We start from the raw sequence: 17,648 nt of genomic DNA, 5'->3' as shown, positions 1-17,648 counted from the left end.
TTATTTTAGATTATTGCTTTGCAAATCCCAGCGGGGTTTGATGTCAAAGGCTCCAGAAGTTGTGGAGCCATTATTTTTTTCAATCATGCGTAATGCTCCAGCAAAAGCAATCATCACGCCGTTATCGGTGCAGAGTTCAAGCGGTGGGTAATGTACCTCAAAACCATTGCGTTTTGCTTTGTCATTGAGCGCGGCACGTAGTTGTAAATTGGCACCAACGCCACCTGCGAGCACTAAATGTTTGCAAGCAGTTTGTTTGAGAGCTTTCTCGGACTTGCTGACAAGAACTGCCACGATAGAGTCAACAAAACTTCTAGCAAGATCCGCATGAAATTGTGCAATCTCTGAAGGATTCGTAATATTTTTTTCTGCAAACTTTTTCACTTGATTGAGGACGGCCGTCTTTAATCCCGAGAAAGAAAAATCTAAATCACCAGAGTGCAGCATGGGTTTAGGTAAATCAAAAATACCTGGGCGACCTAGTTCTGCCAACTTAGAAATAGCTGCACCACCCGGGTAATCCAAGCCTAGTAATTTAGCCGTCTTATCAAAGGCCTCTCCCGCCGCGTCATCCAAGGTTTCGCCAAGCAGCTCATATTGACCAATTCCTGAGACCTTCATGAGTTGCGTATGGCCACCAGATACCAGCAGGGCGATAAAGGGGAATTGAGGGGCGGTTTGCCCTAAAAGTGGGGAAAGTAGGTGTCCTTCGAGGTGATGTACCCCTATAGACGGTAAATTAAGACCTTGCGCTAGGGATTTAGCAAAAGCGCTTCCTACCAGGAGGGCGCCAGCTAATCCGGGGCCCTGAGTGAATGCCACTGCATCAATATCAGCCAATTTGAGGCCAGATTGGGTTAAGGATTGGTCTAAGAGGGGTAAAACACGACGAATATGGTCGCGGGAGGCTAATTCGGGGACAACGCCCCCATAGTCCCGATGCATGGCGATTTGAGAGTGCAGACCCTGGCCCAATATGCCCTGGAAGGCCGGTTTACCCTCTTCCCAAGGCGTGGTGTTGTATAAAGCCACCCCGGTCTCGTCACAAGAAGTTTCTATTCCTAAAACAATCATTTTTTTACTTAGCCGTGCTAGAATCGCAATTCAGTTAATTTTTCGATATCTATCGAGCATATACGAGTTAAATAAGTATGACTACAGTCCGCCTCCGCGAAAACGAACCATTTGAAGTGGCATTGCGCCGTTTCAAGCGCACCATTGAAAAGAATGGCCTTTTGACAGACTTGCGTGCACGCGAGTTCTACGAGAAGCCAACGGCTGAACGTAAGCGCAAAAAGGCTGCAGCTGCTAAACGCCATTACAAGCGTATTCGCAGCCAAATGTTGCCTAAGAAGCTTTACTAATAGAATTAAAAGCTCTCCTCACCGAGAGGCTTTGAAACCCGCTGACGGTGAAACGCAGCGGGTTTTTGCTTTTTGAATTGCCAAATACAACTAGATAGCTATACAGCTAGATATATTCAACATTAGGAATCAAGCCATGACTTTAAAAGATCAAATTACCGAAGATATGAAAAACGCTATGCGCGCCAAAGAAGTTGAGCGCCTTGGAACGATTCGTCTTTTGTTGGCAGCGATTAAGCAACGCGAAGTCGATGAGCGCATTGTGGTCGACGATGCTGGCGTGATTGCGACTGTTGAAAAAATGATTAAGCAACGTAAAGATTCGATCTCTCAGTTTGAAAAAGCCAATCGCGATGATTTAGTTGCGATTGAAGCTGCCGAGATGGTAATTTTGCAAACCTACTTGCCTGCGCAGTTATCCGATGCTGAAGTAGAGGCTGCAGTAGCTGCTGCCGTTGCTTCGACTGGCGCTGCAGGCCCACAGGATATGGGTAAGGTCATTGGCGTACTGAAAGGACAGCTGGCTGGCAAAGCAGATATGGGTAAAGTATCTGGCTTGGTAAAAGCCGCATTGGCGAAGTAAGTAAACACAGTAGCTAGTCAAGAAAGCAAAATCCTTTCATACTGGCTACATGGCGCTCATTCCACAATCCTTCATTGCCGATCTTTTAAATCGGGTTGATATCGTTGATGTGGTTGGGCAGCACGTTAAGCTAAAAAAAGCGGGCGCGAACTTTCAGGGTTTGTGCCCCTTTCATTCAGAGAAGTCTCCCTCATTTTCAGTATCACCCACTAAACAGTTTTATCACTGCTTTGGTTGTGGCGCTCATGGCTCTGCCATTAGCTTCTTAATGGAGTATTCCGGGCTTGGATATGTAGATGCCATTGAAGATCTTGCGCGTTCTGCAGGATTGGATGTGCCTCGTGAAGAGCGCACTGCAAATGATGTGGCAAGACAGCAGCAAGCAATGGCATTAAGTGAGGTGATGAGCGCAGCTGCGGATTGGTATCGCCAACAACTGAAGGGCAATACTAGGGCGGTTGAGTATTTAAAAGGTCGTGGACTTACTGGTGAGATTGCTAAGCGTTATGCCTTGGGTTATGCGCCTGACGGTTGGCAGGGTCTTGAAGCGGTATTTGGCACCTACTCTAATGATGAGGTTGCCAAGACTTTGCTAGAGGGTGGCTTGCTTATCCAGAGTGAGCAGTCCGAAGGTGCAAATGTAAAGCGCTACGATCGTTTCCGTGACCGCATTATGTTTCCTATTCGTAATCCCAAAGGTCAAACCATTGGTTTTGGTGGACGGATTTTGGATCAAGGTGAACCAAAGTATTTAAATTCTCCTGAGACGCCATTGTTCTCAAAAGGTAATACGCTCTATGGCTTGTTTGAGGCCAGACAAGCGATTCGTGCCCAGGAATATGTTTTGGTGTGCGAAGGTTATATGGATGTTGTTGCGCTTGCGCAATTGGGATTCCCTAATGCGGTTGCAACACTGGGTACAGCTTGTACAGCAAACCATGTACGCATGTTACTCAGACAAACTGATAAAGTAGTTTTCTCATTTGATGGTGACTCCGCTGGTCAACGTGCGGCACAGCGCGCACTTGAAGCATGTTTGCCGCTCATGTCTGACGATAAAGAAATTCGCTTCTTATTTTTACCGACAGAGCATGACCCTGATAGCTATGTTCGTGCTTATGGTGCACCTGCTTTTGAGAAGGTCATTAAAGAAGCGATGTCTATCTCTAGCTTCTTCTTCAAGGTTGTTAGTGAGGGTCACGAGCAAACTACCCCAGAGGGTCGAGCCCATACCCATCATGCCGCTAAGCCGCTTTTACTCTCGATGCCTCCCATTGCTTTGCGTACGCAAATTCTGCGCGAGCTCGCGATTCGTACCAATACCACCCCTGCAGAACTAGAAGCATTTTGTGGTTTAACAGTAGCGCCTGCACCTGTTCGACAAACTACTTATCAGCCAGCACAGGCGCGCTATCAAGGTGGCCAAGGCAGCTCAAATAGCCAAAATAATTTTTCTAATAATGGCAATCGTCAAGGCGCGCCTTGGCAAGCATCCAAAGGTTCTGCAAAAAGAGTTGCCACTCAAAATATTGAGCCACCCAAAGCACCAACGGATTTAGCCGAGCAAATGCTGCGAGTGATTATCCAGTTTCCGCATTTAGGAAAAGCTTTAGATCCTAACAAGCGCGAACTAGCATTGAAGGCGGCAGAGCAGAGATCTGAAAAAGCCCACGCTTTAATGAAGGACCTTTTGTCACAGTGTGACTTGGTTGAGTTGATTCCAGGCGAGGGCAATAAACCAGCGATCGCAGGTGCCGGTGCATTTGCCATGTTCCAAGATCAACTCTCTCGTAGTGAGTTGGCTCCTCTGTATGAGGTCCTGAGAAATCGGGTAATGGGCTCTGATTTAGAGTTAGAGGGTGCAGCTGCTGATCTTGAGGGGGCATTCAAAAAGCTGGAATTAACCCATCTCAAGCAGGAAATGACCGAAATCGCCCAAAAGATCTCTGGAAGTTCCGCTTCCGAGCAAGACAAAGCCCGTTATCGGGAATTGGGCGAAAAGCTGAAATTCTCCTAAGAATTTACTGAAACACCCCTAGAAATTCCCCAAAATTACCCCATATTTTTATGTGATGCAGGGGTAAAAAAGTCGCAATCGACTATAATCCTCTGTTCCCAAGAAAAAACCGATTTAATTCAGCCACTTGCGCTTTATTTTGATGAAATTTGGGGTAAGTGGGTAAGTGAGTTACTACGGGGCTGTGTTTCATCAGTCGATATCAACAACAGTAATGTGAGTAAGTGCTAATAAATGCCGAATACCAAGACCAAAAAACCAGCTCCAAAAGCGAAAGCTCCAGCTAAACCAGTAAAAGCCGCTGCAAAACCAGCGGTCAAAGCAAAAATCCCAGCTAAGTCAGTAAAGGCTGCCGCGAAACCAGTTTCTAAAGTAAAGGCACCAGCTAAGGCGGCCCCAAAAGCGAAAGCTCCTGCTAAGCCAGTAAAAGTTGCTGCTAAACCAGCACCGAAAGCGAAGGCCGTAGCAAAGCCAGCTCCAAAAGCTAAAGCACCAGTTAAACCGGTGAAGGCTGTCGCAAAGCCAGCCCCTAAGGTTGCAGCTAAAGCGCCAGCAAAACCAACAAAAGCAGTTGCAAAGCCAACGGCAAAAGTGCCGGCAAAGCCAGTTGCTAAAGCCCCTGTGAAAACAGCAAAAGCAGAAGTCAAAGTTGAGCCAGTAAAAAAAGGTAAAGCTGCACCTGCACCTAAGGCTGAACCAATTAAAGATGCAAAAGAAGTTAAAGAAACCAAGGGTAAAAAAGCCAAGGTTGCTGAAGTTGAAGTTCCAGCAGTTGAGAATGAGAAAAAGCGCGGCCGTAAAGCCAAGGCGGATGCTCCTGCAGACAATGCAGAGCCAGTATTAACGGATCGTCAAAAAGCACGTGAGCGTAAGGCTAAAGAGAAGGCACTCTTAAAAGAATTCGCAGCACAGCAGTTGGGTACAGAAGAGCAGCAAGAGTTACGTCGTGCTCGTTTGAAGACTTTGATCAAGATGGGCATGTCCAAGGGCTATTTAACCCATGGCGAGATGAATGACGTGATGTCTGACGAGTTGTCTGATGCGGATGCATTAGAGACTTTGATCAGCTTGCTCAATGACATCGGTATTACTGTTTACGAACAAGCGCCCGATGCTGAAACCTTAATCCTGTCTGACAACACAGAAGCTGCAGCTTCCGAAGAAGAGGCTGAAGAAAAGGCTGAAGCTGCTTTATCTACAGTTGATTCAGAATTCGGACGCACTACCGATCCAGTACGTATGTATATGCGTGAGATGGGTACAGTTGATTTGCTGACTCGCGAAGGCGAGATCGTTATCGCGAAGAAGATTGAAGCCGGCCTCAAAGATATGGTGATGGCTTTGGCTGCTTGCCCTGTAACGATTGCGGAGATTCTGAGCAACGTTGACAAGATTACTAGTGGCGAGATGGAGATTGATCAGTTTGTTGATGGTTTGGTTGATCCTAACGCAGAAGATATTAAGCTTGGACCTGAAGAGCCAGAAATTGATCCGGATGCCGAAGAGGGCGATGAAGAGGGCGGCGAAGACGAAGGTGGCGGTGGTAGCGGTGCTGCAACAGCGAATGCTAAGCAATTAGAAGAGTTAAAGCAGATTTCTTTAGAGAAGTTTGCAATCGTTCGTACACAGGCTGACAAGATGCGCCGTGCGTTTGATAAGGATGGTTATAACTGTCCTGCGTATCTGAAGGCACAAGAAGCAATTCGCGCTGAGTTGCTTGGTTTCCGTTTGACAGCGAAGAGTGTTGAGAAGTTATGTGACACCATGCGCTCACAAGTGGACCAGGTATGGAAACTTGAGCGTGGCATCGTGAGCTTGTTGGTAGACAAAGTTGGCGTTAATCGTAGTGAAGTATTAAAAGACTTCCCTAAGATGTCCATGAATTTGACTTGGACTGAGAAGTTGCTCAAAGAGAACAAGCCTTACAGCGCACTCTTGCAACGTAACGTCCCTGCAATTCAAGAACTTCAACAGAAGTTGATTGATATTCAGAAGAATGTTGTTATTCCACTTCCAGAATTAAAAGAAGTAAACAAGCAGATGATCGCTGGCGAGAAGCGTGCCCGTGAAGCGAAACGTGAGATGACAGTAGCCAACTTACGTTTGGTAATCTCCATTGCCAAGAAATACACCAACCGTGGCTTGCAGTTCTTGGACTTAATTCAAGAAGGCAATATCGGCCTGATGAAAGCAGTAGATAAGTTTGAATACCGTCGTGGCTATAAGTTCTCTACCTACGCAACATGGTGGATTCGTCAGGCAATTACCCGTTCGATTGCTGACCAGGCCCGTACGATCCGTATCCCTGTTCACATGATTGAGACGATCAACAAGATGAACCGTATCAGCCGTCAGATCTTGCAAGAAACTGGCCATGAGCCAGATGCTGCAACTTTGGCGTTGAAGATGGAGATTCCGGAAGATAAGATTCGCAAGATCATGAAGATTGCTAAAGAGCCTATCTCCATGGAGACGCCAATTGGTGACGATGAAGATTCTCATTTGGGCGATTTTATTGAAGACGGCAATACATTGGCTCCAGCTGAAGCAGCATTGCATGACTCTATGCGCGATGTGGTGAAAGACGTTCTTGATTCATTAACACCACGTGAAGCAAAAGTATTGCGTATGCGCTTTGGTGTTGAGATGAGCACTGATCACACCCTCGAAGAAGTCGGCAAACAGTTTGACGTTACACGTGAGCGTATTCGTCAGATCGAAGCGAAGGCTCTGCGCAAGATGCGTCATCCAAGCCGTAGCGACAAACTCAAGACCTTCCTCGAGGAAGATTGATTGTCTAGCACTTCGATATCGTGAGTCCTTTATAAAAAAGGATTCACGATCTGCAGTCTCTTATCAATTACTTGCCGGTGCTGCATATCTTCTGAGTACAGTTTTTCGCATCCTGCTTGCAAAGCCGCAGCAATAATCATTGAATCATAGTGATGGTATCCATATCGCCTGGACACCATCAATCCAGTTTCAAAAGTATCTATATCAAGCGATCTTACGTTGAATATAGACGTAAATAAATCTAAGAATTCATCCAGCTCACCATTAGATATTTTTATTTTTCTAATGCTAGCAGAAGTAAATTCATTAAGCACTTGAACGCTTATTACGTTCGATTGCTGTAAATTTTTAGTAACCCAGTCTGCTTTTTTGGTATCTGATGATAGTAAATAAAGTAGGGTATTGGTATCAAAAAATATCTTCTTAGCGTTCATTCAATTCAGATCTATCAAAGTGAAAATCAGCGGGCATGCGACCACGAAATTTTCTCAAACTTTGAAGCCTATCCTGCAAGGAAGGTTTCTTCTTAACTTGGAAATGCTTTTTATCGGCAACATGGACCTCAATGTCGTCCCCTTCTTTTAGCTCTAAAAATTCGACCACTTGAGCTGGTAGACGAATGGCAAGGCTGTTCCCCCATTTTGATACGACCATGATTGTCATCTCCTTTAGATATACATATAATAATGTATATCTAAATAAAAACCAACATTTCAGCAAGTGCATACCAATCAATCATTTGAAGAGCCCCTTCAATTACAATGAGTGGTTAGGGCCCATAGCTCAGTTGGTTAGAGCAGAGGACTCATAAGAAAGAAGCCCTGGGGGTCTTGTAACAAAGACCTCAATAGATTCAAGAGGTTAGTGGTGAATTAGGCGGTATAAATTCACTACACACCGCTTACACACCAGGGCATTTTTCATGGTGTGTAGTAAATGCGGTTTTTGTGTGGTTTTGAAGCGGTAAACACCCCTCAAAAGGTGTGTAGTAAAAACAGTTTTAGGGCCCATAGCTCAGTTGGTTAGAGCAGAGGACTCATAGCGAAAGTTGTGCCTTATGCGTGGAAACTGCATAAGGGATGGTGTCAAATTCGGAGAAAGCTAAATGCAGCCAAAAGCTGCACAAGCTAACGCCGAGCGAAGCTTAGTAGAAATACTTTGAACGTGTAGAGACTAGACGGCACCCATCTAAGTCGAGCAATCGATATGATGAAGGCATAGTCCAGGGAGTTGTGAAAGCAACACAAACCGGAATCCTTTGGTCCCAGGTTCAAGTCCTGGTGGGCCCACCAGAAAAGCAAACCCTCATCAGTAATGGTGGGGGTTTTGTCTTTTTGAGCGAGGGAAAACGCTTTTTCCTACATTTCAAATAGGGGAAAAGGTCATCTATCTCTTTTAATAACTTTGCCTATATAAATCTATTAAACTTTTCCAATGGCTTACGTAATATTGGATATTGAGGTAGGTTTGCAATCCTTTGTCTCAAATTGGCCTATTTTTTGAAATACCAAGCGGATATATCTTTAGATTTTTATTTTCTTAATAGATTGATTAAATTGGAGCTCGACTGATGTTAAGTGATATTGAAATAGCTCAGCAGGTAAAAATGTTAAAAATATCTGAGCTTGCTCAGAATTTCTTAGGGATTCCTGAGGATGAGCTTGAGCCTTTTGGTCATTACAAAGCAAAAGTTTCACTTTCTTATTTAAAAACTCTAAATAATAAAAAAAATGGCAAACTAATTTTAGTTACAGCAATTAGTCCAACTCCTGCGGGAGAAGGAAAAACAACGACGACTGTTGGCCTAGGCGATGGCTTAAATCATATTGGCAAAAAAGCCATGATCTGCCTTAGGGAGCCATCATTAGGACCTGTCTTTGGAGTCAAGGGTGGGGCTGCAGGAGGTGGTTTAGCGCAGATTGTTCCTATGGAAGATATCAATTTGCACTTTACTGGTGACTTTTCGGCAATAGCCTTAGCCAATAATCTATTGGCCGCAATGCTAGATAACCATATTCATCACGGCAACTCATTGGGTATCGATGTTCGTAGAATTCAGTGGAAGCGTGTGGTTGATATGAATGATCGTGCCCTGCGATCCTTGACTGTAGGTTTAGGTGGAACTCCCAATGGATTTCCTCGTCAGGACGGGTTTGATATTGTGGTTGCATCTGAAGTCATGGCTATTTTCTGCTTGGCTACTTCAGTTGAGGATTTGAAAAAGAGGCTAGGAGAAATCGTTGTTGCTTATACGTATGATCAAAAACCAGTATTAGCTAAAGATCTTAAAGCTCATGGAGCAATGACAGTACTGCTAAAGGATGCATTAGCTCCTAATCTGGTTCAAACTTTAGAAAAGACTCCAGCATTTGTTCATGGTGGTCCATTTGCCAATATTGCCCATGGATGTAATTCAGTCATTGCTACGCAAGCTGCACTAAAGCTGGCTGATTATGTAGTTACTGAGGCGGGCTTTGGCGCCGATTTGGGAGCAGAAAAATTTGTTGATATTAAATGTCGTAAATCTGGACTGAGGCCATCTGCAGTAGTCATTGTTGTTACGGTAAGGGCGATGAAATACCACGGAGGTGCAGAGTTAGCCAATTTAACAGTAGAAGACATTCCTGCCCTTGATAAAGGTTTGGTCAATTTAGAGCGCCATGTTGAAAATATTACTCAGGTTTACAACCTACCTTGCGTAGTGTCGATTAATAAATTTACGTCTGATACCTCTGCCGAAATTGAATTAATTAAAAAAAGAATGAAAACGCTAGGCGTCGAAGTTGTTTTAGCATCTCATTGGGGCGAAGGCGGCAAAGGTGCAGCTGAGCTGGCAAAAGTAGTCGTTGATATGTGTGAATCTGATACTAAGCAGATGACATACGTATACGATGATCAAGATTCTTTATGGGAAAAAGTGAATAAGATCGCAAAGAAAGTCTATCGTGCGAGTGAGGTAAATGCTGATGCAAAAGTCAGGGCGCAGATTGAGAGTTTGCAGCAGCAGGGCTATGGTCATTATCCCGTATGTGTTGCCAAGACCCAGAGCTCATTCTCAACTGATCCTAAGTTACGTGGCGCGCCAGATAATCATGTGATCACTATTCGTGAGGTACGCTTGGCTGCTGGTGCAGAATTTATCGTCATGGTATGCGGAGACATTATGACGATGCCTGGTTTACCCAAAGCGCCATCAGCAGAAAAAATTGATTATGTTGATGGTAAGGTTATTGGCTTATTTTGAATTAGAAGCTATAACCCGTTGTTCCTCTAACTAGGTATTAAGTCTTCACGTAGGCAATCAATCTTAGTCGTGCTGAATGATGTGATTGATTTAAAGCTTTCTTTTGTCTCGCTTTTTCCTAAGATCACGTATTTGCCACCATGCAAATAGCAAAACACCCCAAAGAGAATCACTAATTTAATCAAAATAATAGGGCCAAATTTTTCCATTGATCTCACTTTTTAGCCCTACTTACTATGAATTTTTTTAAGGATATATAAAGTATTTACCCTAAGCGTTTTTTCGTGATGGTGGTGGCGATATTGTCAAAACCTAATTTCTGGCTCCCATATGGGTGAAAACGTCAGTCCTATAACCACAATTAAAGTAGGTTTATAGATCAACCCTCAGACATAAAACGCCCAAAACTTCTAAATTCGTAATACGAATATACGATGCAATTTATCTAGAGGTCTCATAAGGACTTCATTACAGAAAGATGCGTTCGTAGCTCATTTCTGTAACAAAAAATATATAGTGCTTCGTTGCACCAAAAATATTAAAGAAGCAAAACAATTAGGAGAGATCATGTTTCATATACTGGATAAAGAAAGAACAATTGCAGGCCCTGGCTTTAATCGATGGTTGGTGCCACCTGCGGCATTGGCAATTCATTTATGTATTGGTATGGCTTATGGCTTTTCAGTATTCTGGTTGCCATTATCAAAAGCCCTGGGTGTTTCGCAGGGTGGTACTGAGGCGATTAAATGTGCTGCTGACGTTGGTTTCTTTGCACAATTCTTCACAACATCTTGTGATTGGCAAATATCGACACTCGGATGGATGTACACATTATTTTTTGTGTTCCTAGGAGGCGCTGCTGCGATTTGGGGTGGTTGGTTAGAGCGTGCTGGTCCTCGTAAGGCTGGTGTAGTTGCCGCATTATGTTGGTGCGGTGGTATGTTGCTCTCTGCCTTAGGTGTTTATCTTCATCAATTTTGGATGATGATTCTAGGATCAGGAGTGATCGGTGGTATCGGCTTGGGTCTAGGCTATATTTCTCCAGTCTCTACATTGATTAAATGGTTCCCAGACCGTCGTGGTATGGCAACCGGAATGGCAATTATGGGCTTTGGCGGCGGCGCTATGATCGGCTCACCATTAGCCGCAATGCTCATGAAATATTTTTCTACTCCTACGAGTGTTGGCGTTGCACAAACTTTCGTTGTAATGGCATTGGGTTACTTTGTTTATATGATGGCCGGTGCGTTTGGCTATCGGATTCCTGCGAGTGATTGGAAACCCGCTGGTTGGACACCACCTGTTACTCAAACTAACAACGCCATGATTACTAAGCGCAGCGTAAATGTAAAAAAAGTTTGGGGTATCCCACAGTTTTGGTTGGTTTGGATGGTCTTGACGATGAACGTTTCTGCTGGCATTGGTGTGATTGGTATGGCATCGCCCATGTTGCAAGAAGTCTTTGCTGGCAGCCTAATTGGAGTCCAACAAACATTTACTGAATTAGATAAGGCGCAACTCACTGCAATTGCTGGTGTGGCAGCAGGCTTTACTGCGCTCTTAAGCCTCTTTAATATCGTCGGTCGTTTCTTCTGGGCTAGTTTGTCCGACAAATTAGGACGTAAGGTGACTTACTCGGTGTTCTTTATTCTTGGCGCTGCAATGTATTACAGTGTGCCAAGTAGCGCACAGGCAGGCAGTCTTGCTTTATTCGTGGGCGCCTTCTGCATCATCTTAAGTATGTATGGTGGTGGTTTTGCTACTGTTCCAGCGTATCTTGCGGATTTGTTTGGTACGCAGATGGTCGGCGCCATTCACGGCCGACTTTTAACAGCTTGGGCTACTGCAGGTATTTTGGGACCAGTCGTGGTGAACTACATGCGTGACTATCAGTTGGGCTTAGGTTTGCCTCGTGCACAGGTTTATAACCAGACTATGTATATCTTGACTGGAATGTTAGTCATTGGTTTGATTTGTAATCTCATGATTCGTCCTGTGGCTGATAAATGGTTTATGACCGATGCAGAGCTGGCTGAAGAGAAGAAACTGGCGCATGAAAAGTCACTGGATTCAGTAGTGAAAGGTGAGGCGGGTCATGAGCATACGTCGGGTGCCACAGTGATGTTGGCCTGGGCAGCTGTTGGAATTCCCTTAGGATGGGGTGTATATAAAACACTTCTCAGTGCTTTGAAATTATTTTCATAAGTTAACTGAGATTTTGACTTTGAAGAATTTGTCATATGGAAACCATATTTCTTTGTTAAAAAGCAATATGGTTTTTGATAATCTTGGTGAGGCATGCCTTGAAGAGCTAAGAGATCTTTATAGGGTTAATGAATATAAAAAAAATGAGATTATTGAATCTGTTCACTCCACACCAAAAGATGTGCACTTTATTATTTCTGGAGGCATTAAAAGGGTCTTAAAAAAATCTAAGACGAGAGAACATATTTTCGACATTTCATATCCTGATAGTCTAGATTGTTTCTATATAGAATGGCTATCTAATGTTGAACTGACCTGATTTTTAGTACCGCTCCATAAGAGAGGATTTTTGATAATCTCTCACTTAAAGGAGTGCTAAATATGGCAAAAGGCCAACGTCTCAAACCGGAGCAAATCGTCACCTTATTGCGTCAAATCGATGTTTTAACCACCAATGGCAAAACCCTAGCCCAAGCTTGCAAAGAAGTGGGAACGGTAGAGCAAAGCTACTATCGTTGGCGCAAGATTTATGGCGGCATGAAGGTCGATCAAGCTCGTAAGTACAAAGATCTAGAACTGGAAAATACCCGACTCAAGAAGCTCGTAGCGGACTTATCGCTACGAGAAGTTATGCTCAAGGAAGTTATTAAGGGAAACTTCTAAGCCCTGCTAAACGCAAAACAGCTGCTCAGGTGTTGCTGCAGAAATACTCAACATCAGAGCGCTTAGCTTGTGAATTAGTGGGGCTATCTAGAGCAGCTTATCGCTATATGCCACTGCCTAAAGATGACGAAGAGCCCCTTAGAGCTGAAGTCATCCGGATGGCGAGCACCTATGGCAGATATGGCTATCGCTTTATTGCCAGTATGATGCGTAATGTTGGTTGGGGACAAGCGACTACTGCAAGGGTTGCTCGCATTTGGCGGCAAGAAGGCTTAAAGATCCCACAAAGGCAGCCTCCTAGAGGTAGACTCTGGCTCTCCGATGGCAGTTGTATAAGGCTGCGAGCTACTGCCCCCAATCATGTTTGGAGTTATGATTTTGTCTTTATTAGAGATGCTTATGGGGGCAAGATCCGGATGCTCACCATGATTGATGAGTTCACCAGGAAATGCTTAACGATCCACTGCGCTAGACGAATTGGCTCAATCCAAGTGATTGAACAACTGGCCAACGCCATGATTACTCACGGCATCCCCGAGCACATCCGAAGTGATAATGGCCCAGAATTTATTGCCAAAGAGCTACGCAGTTGGTTATCTGGCATTGGTGTCAAAACCGCCTACATTGAACCAGGGAGCCCTTGGGAAAATGGCTTTTGTGAAAGCTTTAACGGCACCTTCAGAGATAACCTTTTGGATGGGGAGATCTTTTATAGCCTAAAAGAAGCCCAGATCATCGTTGGGGAGTGGGTCAAGCACTACAACCAAGTCAGGCCGCATAGCGCTTTAGGTTACAGACCACCAGCACCCCAAACCCAAGTACCCAAACTATTGCAGAATCAACCCATGTTGCTGCAATGATTTACTATAGAAAAACTCTCTTTGGTAGTGGACCTAAATTGACAGCAGTTCACAAGCAAGGCATCTGAAGGCGTCAAAGCCTTTATTGTTAGTGGGCTAGGTGGAGGGCTATGTGGCCTAATGCTAAGTATTCCTGTTTGGGTTATCTCCCATTTCTTTTTTGGGGCTGATTGGACTCTTGTTGGCATCATTGAGACCTGTGCCGTCAGCTTCGCAGTCATAGGACTGCTCATTGCCTTAATTAGCTAACTTCTTCAAGCGTTACTTAAAGTAACGCCTACTAATTTATAAAAAACAGTTTGGAGCAACGAGGTGTTAGATGGTTGTTCCAAAAATCCTTTGGTTTTGAAAACCAAAGACTGAGAGATCACTTCTTTTAAACCCCTGAATTTGCTTACACATTTGCTTACACACCGACACTGACCACCCGCAGAGCCCCTGTTTATATGGCTCTATCATGGGTGTCTGCTCTCATAACCAGAGAACCTAAACAGGACCTAAACATCACAAAAAGCCAGCTTTTGAGACTAAAGGTTAGGTTCGGTCTTTTGAGCGTTACTTTAAGTAACGCTGGAGGTGCTAGAAAGTGTGTAGGCGATTACTACACATTTTCTGGCTAATAGCGATATAAATAAGTCGGCCATCCTCAGCCCTGGTCGATTCCGCCCCGGGCCACCAAGAATTTGAATAGCCCACTTGTTGGGCTATTTTCTTTAATGGCTTGGTTGCGGATATTCCAAAAGGACCAAAACTTCCAAAAGATACCGCCTTTAAGAAAGCCTCTCGAATAGGGTTTCTATGAAGCGTGATGTTAATTAGCCCAAACTCCTTGAAGAGCACCACATACTCAGTTTGATTGACGATATCAGAGACTAAAATCATTCCGCCGGGTTTTAATGTACGAACAATTTCTCGGATAACCTCTTTGCGATCCTCGAGCTTTTCAAGATTGTGAATTACCCAACCAGAGGTAATGACATCAAAGTGATTATTGGTAAAGGGAAGATTTCTCATATCCGCTGTTTGAACTTCACACTTGGCAGTCACTTTAGCTAAAGCTAAGTTATCAAGGGTTTGGGCTTGTGAGTTATCTGACTGGTCAGTGGCAGACCAAATATCAATTCCTATGGCTTTGCCAGTGGAAAGTCTTTGTGCCGCATTGATCAAGAACAAACCTCTGCCACAGCCAATATCAAGCACTTGCTCGTTACCAGTCCAATTTCTGACACCCAATAACCTTTGAGCATCTATGAGTTTGACGAATTTGCTATAGCAATACATTAGGCATCCCATAAAGCCTAAATAAAGAGCCATAACAGCCAAAGGAATATCGACAATAGATGTAATGAGGTTGGGCTCAAATAGGGCTCGACTCATAACCAGCAAGCTAAAGCTAATCAGCGAGCCAGTGATAAAGCCCCTAAATAGATTGGGAGCATCAATACCGTAGTCAATTCGTTTCATAGCTTGATATTAGCAAAGCATTGCTAAGGGCGGAGAAGGAATCCTTCGCCCCGGGCCACCAAGAATCTCAATAGCCCACTTGTTGGGCTATTTTTATTAGAAGTCCTCAATGGCGCTTAGACCTTGCGCCCAGCGTAGTCGGTCAAATCCCATAGATTTAATCCGTCAATTAGGATTCAGCCACTCTGGTTCTAGACTGGGGTATCGGGTTAATGAAATGTCCTTTTAAAAGACAAATCAATTATTCATCCCTGTGTCAGTCAATGTCGTTTTAAACGACATTACATTTCTATATGTGCTCTTAAGCCAAAGAAATTAACTGGACCACGAGCTGAGTTGTAGGCGGGATTAGCAATGCGTTGATAGTCGGCAGATATGAACAGCTCCTTGTAAACTTTTGCGCTATAAAAAGTTTCCAATATTTGTTCTTTCTTATAGCTAAGTGCGCCATCACCAATAAATGCCGCCATACCGCCTTGTTGAAGGTAGGCAATCTGCGATGAAGAGATTCCATTCAGAGCGTAACCTATGCCTACAATATCTTTAGGACGTGACCAGCTGGAACCTTTAATGCTCAAACCGCCTGATAGTGATCTACTGATGTCTACGGTCTGCGCTTCGGTTGTACCTGGATTCCAGCTCCAGCGACCAAAGATACCAACATCATCATTGATGGCCTGCTCAATATTGAAACCATAACCCCATGAACTCTGTGCCGCTTTGCGCACACCAGTTATCTCAGGAGTGCTACCAGTCTGCTGAGCCTGGTTAATCGCATTTTGGTAGTTTCCCATATAGGCATGTTGTTGGTAATACAGGGCCCTTACTGCGCCAGGCTTACCCCATAGCTCATGCTCATGAGTTAACTCAATTTGATTGCCATAGTCTTGGCTCATGCTGTAGTCAAGCTGAGCGGTATTCGGAATAGTTGGCATCGCTAATCTTGCCGCTTTCAAAATCCAGTCGTCTTGATACCACTCTGCCACAACACCATAGGTATAGCCTTTGCTATCAGCCGCATATCCATAGGCGCCCATAGAGAAAAGAGCAAAGTTCTGAAACTGTGTACGAGGATCGTGACTATAACTATTTTGATCAAAGAAATCTAATGTGGCGAACTTACCGTAGGTCACCACGATTCTATTTTTATCGAGATTGCCCGCAAGCTGATTAGGCCCACCTTCAATATGTTCTTTGCCGCCGCCTAGGCCAAAGGTCTGTCGAATAAACGCGCGAGCCGTGTAGTAAATAGGCGGAGCATATGCGCCCTTTTGTAATTCACCATTCTGAAATCCACCTAGACCAAGAAGCTGTCCATTAAAAGGTGTTCCCTCGAACATCTCTGGGTTCCAATAAACTTCAGCGCCTTCCCAAAGTCTTGCTCCTAAAAAAGCAGTGGCACTTAAGGTATAACTTTTCCCGCCGCTACCTTCGGATTTATTAAGAAGACTGTTCTGTCCATAGTAAGGCGAATTGAAGTTATTTTTTTGTTGAACAATATAAGTTGATTGCCCATGAATACTCCATTGTTCAGTTTCGCCCTCTACAGAAACTGAGCTATCAACCTTAGGTGAGTCACTTACGGGCGATTCAGCCAAAACAGTGGGCATGTCACTAACTGGCGCCTCTGCTCTTACAGTACAAGATAGAGCCCCCAAATAAAGGGCACTAATTAGGCCTATAAAGGCTGTGCGGTTTGTATTAAATGAGAAAAACATCCTAAATGCCAAATATGCTTAATGAGAATTATTCTCATCTTAGCATATAATTGAGAATGACTCTCAATTGTTAATAGTCACTAAACGAGGGATTAGAATGAACCATAACCAACAAGAGGAGGCGTTATGAGTTCTAAGAAATTTGTACTGGGACTGCTATTTGGCATATCTATATTTTCCTTGGCTGGTGCGGCGATACCTGAACCACCAAATCCGTTGGCAAACATCAACCTGACATTTGATCAGCGCCTTGAACAAATGAAACAAACTGATGCCGCATTGCTGAAGGCAACCCCAGAAGAGCGTAAAGAATACTGGCATAAGATGCGCGATCAAATGAAGGCCTTAAGCCCTGAAGATCGCAAGTTGGTTCACGAGAAAATGAAGGCTCAATGGCAATCAATTACTCCTGAGCAAAAAGAAAGAATGAAAGCCGAGAGAAAGGCTTTCTTTGATGGATTAACGCCTGAAGAGCAGGCTGAGATGAAAGCCCGTAAAGCCAAATGGGAAAATATGAGTCCCGAGGAAAAGCAGAAATGGCATAAACAATCCAGCTAGGATCAGACATCCTCGGCCCTGGTCGATTCCGCCCCGGGCCACCAAGAATTCTCGGTACGTACCGGACACATGCTTTACGTCCGGTACCGACCACATGGTTTACACCTTTACCAATCACATCCCCAATACTTTGGGACCAAATGGGTTTTCTAAGGCTTGTACCCGAGAAGACTCCATAT

The 17,648-nt window shown here is 44.2% G+C and carries 13 protein-coding genes; 8 read left to right on the top strand and 5 right to left on the bottom strand.

Annotation, left to right across the window (positions count from 1 at the left end; genetic code table 11):
- Nucleotides 1-1,074, bottom strand: coding sequence for a tRNA (adenosine(37)-N6)-threonylcarbamoyltransferase complex transferase subunit TsaD (tsaD, locus tag ICN44_RS03090; protein ID WP_216262667.1), 1,074 nt, complete (start codon nt 1,072-1,074; stop codon nt 1-3).
- 77 nt (nt 1,075-1,151) lie between these two features.
- Between tsaD and rpsU the strand changes: the two genes are divergently transcribed.
- The 4 genes from rpsU to rpoD all read left to right on the top strand — a co-directional run bounded on the left by rpsU (nt 1,152) and on the right by rpoD (nt 6,757).
- The gene (rpsU, locus tag ICN44_RS03085) at nt 1,152-1,364 is read left to right on the top strand and encodes a 30S ribosomal protein S21 (protein ID WP_011903537.1); all 213 of its coding nucleotides are present in this window, start codon (nt 1,152-1,154) and stop codon (nt 1,362-1,364) included.
- Between the two features lie 136 nt (nt 1,365-1,500).
- A complete protein-coding gene (locus ICN44_RS03080) occupies nt 1,501-1,947 on the top strand; it encodes a GatB/YqeY domain-containing protein (protein ID WP_216262666.1) in 447 nt (148 codons plus the stop codon).
- Between the two features lie 49 nt (nt 1,948-1,996).
- The gene (gene dnaG / locus ICN44_RS03075; RefSeq protein WP_216262665.1) at nt 1,997-3,964 is read left to right on the top strand and encodes a DNA primase; all 1,968 of its coding nucleotides are present in this window, start codon (nt 1,997-1,999) and stop codon (nt 3,962-3,964) included.
- A 234-nt stretch (nt 3,965-4,198) separates the two neighbouring features.
- A complete protein-coding gene (gene rpoD, locus ICN44_RS03070) occupies nt 4,199-6,757 on the top strand; it encodes an RNA polymerase sigma factor RpoD (RefSeq protein ID WP_216262664.1) in 2,559 nt (852 codons plus the stop codon).
- Nucleotides 6,758-6,786: 29 nt separating this feature from the next.
- On the opposite strand, the gene ICN44_RS03065 is transcribed toward rpoD, so the two are convergent.
- Nucleotides 6,787-7,191, bottom strand: a complete 405-nt coding sequence (locus ICN44_RS03065; protein ID WP_216262663.1) for a PIN domain-containing protein — start codon at nt 7,189-7,191, stop codon at nt 6,787-6,789.
- On the bottom strand, nt 7,181-7,411 hold the full coding sequence (locus ICN44_RS03060) for an AbrB/MazE/SpoVT family DNA-binding domain-containing protein (RefSeq protein ID WP_072582921.1): 231 nt from the start codon (nt 7,409-7,411) through the stop codon (nt 7,181-7,183). Before ICN44_RS03060 ends, ICN44_RS03065 begins: the two co-directional genes overlap by 11 nt.
- Before the next feature lie 916 nt (nt 7,412-8,327).
- On the opposite strand from ICN44_RS03060, the gene ICN44_RS03055 reads away from it, so the two are divergent.
- From ICN44_RS03055 to ICN44_RS03045, 3 genes are all read left to right on the top strand, one after another.
- On the top strand, nt 8,328-10,001 hold the full coding sequence (locus tag ICN44_RS03055) for a formate--tetrahydrofolate ligase (protein WP_215325112.1): 1,674 nt from the start codon (nt 8,328-8,330) through the stop codon (nt 9,999-10,001).
- A gap of 567 nt (nt 10,002-10,568) precedes the next feature.
- Complete coding sequence (locus ICN44_RS03050) at nt 10,569-12,206, top strand: OFA family MFS transporter (RefSeq protein WP_215325110.1); 1,638 nt, start codon at nt 10,569-10,571, stop codon at nt 12,204-12,206.
- Nucleotides 12,207-12,587: 381 nt separating this feature from the next.
- Nucleotides 12,588-13,729, top strand: a protein-coding gene (locus tag ICN44_RS03045) for an IS3 family transposase (RefSeq protein WP_215325107.1) whose coding sequence is annotated in 2 segments (ribosomal slippage) — nt 12,588-12,855 and nt 12,855-13,729 — 1,143 coding nt in all. Because the reading frame shifts where the segments join, the coding sequence is not laid out codon by codon here.
- Between the two features lie 579 nt (nt 13,730-14,308).
- Here ICN44_RS03045 and ICN44_RS03040 read toward each other — a convergent pair.
- Nucleotides 14,309-15,193: a class I SAM-dependent methyltransferase gene (locus ICN44_RS03040; protein WP_216262662.1), complete on the bottom strand. Its 885-nt coding sequence runs from the start codon at nt 15,191-15,193 to the stop codon at nt 14,309-14,311.
- A gap of 281 nt (nt 15,194-15,474) precedes the next feature.
- Nucleotides 15,475-16,803: a carbohydrate porin gene (locus tag ICN44_RS03035; protein ID WP_216262661.1), complete on the bottom strand. Its 1,329-nt coding sequence runs from the start codon at nt 16,801-16,803 to the stop codon at nt 15,475-15,477.
- 234 nt (nt 16,804-17,037) lie between these two features.
- Between ICN44_RS03035 and ICN44_RS03030 the strand changes: the two genes are divergently transcribed.
- Nucleotides 17,038-17,469: a DUF3106 domain-containing protein gene (locus tag ICN44_RS03030; protein ID WP_216262660.1), complete on the top strand. Its 432-nt coding sequence runs from the start codon at nt 17,038-17,040 to the stop codon at nt 17,467-17,469.
- Nucleotides 17,470-17,648 lie beyond the last annotated feature (179 nt).

This window comes from Polynucleobacter sp. JS-Fieb-80-E5 (assembly GCF_018882015.1).
In the GTDB taxonomy this organism is placed as follows: Bacteria; Pseudomonadota; Gammaproteobacteria; order Burkholderiales; family Burkholderiaceae; genus Polynucleobacter.
The sequence above is the reverse complement of the archived record's forward strand: the minus strand, read 5'-3'. Positions and strand labels throughout refer to the sequence as shown.

Coding starts and splice junctions, on each gene's coding strand:
- tsaD (WP_216262667.1), bottom strand. CDS start 1,074: ATGATTGTTTTAGGAATAGAAACTTCTTGTGACGAGACCGGGGTGGCT.
- rpsU (WP_011903537.1), top strand. CDS start 1,152: ATGACTACAGTCCGCCTCCGCGAAAACGAACCATTTGAAGTGGCATTG.
- ICN44_RS03080 (WP_216262666.1), top strand. CDS start 1,501: ATGACTTTAAAAGATCAAATTACCGAAGATATGAAAAACGCTATGCGC.
- dnaG (WP_216262665.1), top strand. CDS start 1,997: ATGGCGCTCATTCCACAATCCTTCATTGCCGATCTTTTAAATCGGGTT.
- rpoD (WP_216262664.1), top strand. CDS start 4,199: ATGCCGAATACCAAGACCAAAAAACCAGCTCCAAAAGCGAAAGCTCCA.
- ICN44_RS03065 (WP_216262663.1), bottom strand. CDS start 7,191: ATGAACGCTAAGAAGATATTTTTTGATACCAATACCCTACTTTATTTA.
- ICN44_RS03060 (WP_072582921.1), bottom strand. CDS start 7,411: ATGGTCGTATCAAAATGGGGGAACAGCCTTGCCATTCGTCTACCAGCT.
- ICN44_RS03055 (WP_215325112.1), top strand. CDS start 8,328: ATGTTAAGTGATATTGAAATAGCTCAGCAGGTAAAAATGTTAAAAATA.
- ICN44_RS03050 (WP_215325110.1), top strand. CDS start 10,569: ATGTTTCATATACTGGATAAAGAAAGAACAATTGCAGGCCCTGGCTTT.
- ICN44_RS03040 (WP_216262662.1), bottom strand. CDS start 15,193: ATGAAACGAATTGACTACGGTATTGATGCTCCCAATCTATTTAGGGGC.
- ICN44_RS03035 (WP_216262661.1), bottom strand. CDS start 16,803: ATGCCCACTGTTTTGGCTGAATCGCCCGTAAGTGACTCACCTAAGGTT.
- ICN44_RS03030 (WP_216262660.1), top strand. CDS start 17,038: ATGAGTTCTAAGAAATTTGTACTGGGACTGCTATTTGGCATATCTATA.